The organism is Rhizobacter sp. P1_G5 (assembly GCF_056405435.1).
In genome coordinates this window covers 1-1,868 of the sequence record NZ_JBFUCB010000883.1, presented here as the reverse complement: position 1 = coordinate 1,868, position 1,868 = coordinate 1, and the positions used below count along the sequence as shown (strand labels likewise).

General features: G+C 67.9%; 1 protein-coding gene. It reads right to left on the bottom strand.

The genetic code is table 11. The features are described 5' to 3' along the window. Positions 1–1,868, bottom strand: a 1,868-nt coding sequence (locus AC1D12_RS32295; RefSeq protein ID WP_477845234.1) for a phage tail protein, incomplete at both ends; no start/stop codon positions are given.

The window sequence follows — 1,868 nt, the reverse complement described above, 5'->3', positions numbered from 1 at the left end:
GACCTGTGCTCACACGCCACTCGTAGCCAACCACGTCCGGCTCGACGTTCTTCGCGCACTTCAGCCGCACACCGAACGGCTCGAAGGACGCGGACACGTCCGTCGGCGCCGACGGCGGCAGTGCGGCCATCGCACCGGTCACGCGGTAGTCGTAGGCCTGCACCTCGGCCAGGCTCTGCTCGGCCGCGCCGAAGATGTTGAAGCTCGTGAACTTGAAGTGGATCGTCTTGCCGATGAAGCTCAGTTCCAGCGGCCCGCTCTTGCCGATCGCGCTGTCCACGCGCACGAAGGCATCGCCGACCTGGTGGCCGGTGCTGGGCGTGCCGTGCGCGCCACGCACCAGGCCGGACAGCGCATAGGTCCCCGGCGCGAGCAGCGCCGCGCTCTGGAAGGCCAAGTACTCGGGCACCGTGCCGCCGACGTAGCAGAGCGTGCCGAGCGCCGCAGCATCGGCCGCACTGGTGCTGATCAGCTGGCCGCTGGTGTTCACCGTCACGCTGTCGCCGCTGATGAAGGTGCCCAGCCGCCCAGAGCGCGCCGGCCCGTGCAGCGTGCTGGCCTTCTGGTAGTTCAGCCCGTCGACGCTGACCCACACGTTGCAGCCGCCCCAGCTCGCGCTCGAGCCCTTCACGGCCGCGTAGACCTCTAGCCCTGTCTGCGTCAACCCCACCGGCGCCTCGAAGAGCACCGGCGCATCCACGTTCCCCGGCGCCGCGTTGTAGTCGTGCAGGTAGCCGGCGTTGACCTCGCTCGGGTACATCGCCGCGCTGGCGACGCCGGCAGGGAAGTCCTCGGCCGTGATGGTCAGGTCACCGTCGTCGTTCTCTTCGTCGGTCGCTGTGATGCGCACCGGATGCCGATCCAACCCGAGGCCTTCGTCGGTCAGCGTCACGACGTCCATCGGCTCCAGCAAGCTGAAATTCACCGGTAGCTTGAAGGTGTAGGTCGCGCGGATGTACAGCGAGCGCTGCAGCAGCAGCTGGGCGACCAGGCGCGCGACGGCGCCGTCTGTGATCCAGTCGGCCTTCACGATGGCCTCGGAGCGCAGCCCGTGCAAATCAATGTCCGCCTGGTCTTTCGCCTCAGCCACGTCGACGTTGTAGCTGTTGGCCCGGTTGCGGTACTGCACCCGGAAGTGGTTCTTCGCGTCGGCCGGGCTCTTGCGCTCCTGCTGCACCGGCGGCTCGCCCGGGCTCGGAATGAAATGGTCGTCGGTCAAGTCGTAGACCGGCATCACGTTGGGCGTGAAGGTGCGGCCCAGCCCTGCTTCCGGGCTGTCGCCGTAGGGGATCATCTTGAGCTTGCCGGCGCTCCACACCGGCGCGGTGTTCGTGAGCCGTCCGAGCAGCTGCACGAGCTCGGCCGCGGAGATCTGCTCGGTCAGTGCGGGCGACATCACCAGGCCCGCCGCGACGCAATAGTCCGACCAGTCCTGCATGCCATCGAGCCGATCGCTCGCGATGTTGGCGCCGTAGCGGCCGTTCATCAGCAGATCCAGCAGCGCGCGGCTCGGGTCCACGTCGGGCACCGCGCTGCCGAGCGAGTACGCGAGAGCGCCCTGGATCTCGAAGGTGTGGTTCTCGACCTGCGCCGAGCCGCCCAGGTCGTAGTCCTTCGCGCAGACGTAGGCCAGGCCGCTGTAGCCGAGCGCCTGCGCCGGGTTCGCACCCTGCAAGTAGGACCACGGCGCCTGGCCGAGTGCGCCAGTCTTGAAGCTCAGCCCCAGTTCGTCGAGCGCGCTCTGCTTCGTGCCGGCGGTGACGACCAGGTAGTCGATCGTGACCGCCATGCCGCGGTACTTGTCGTTCAGGATCTTGACGACGGCGAGCTCGCCATCGGTGTCGATGGAATAGTCCACGCCGTTGGCG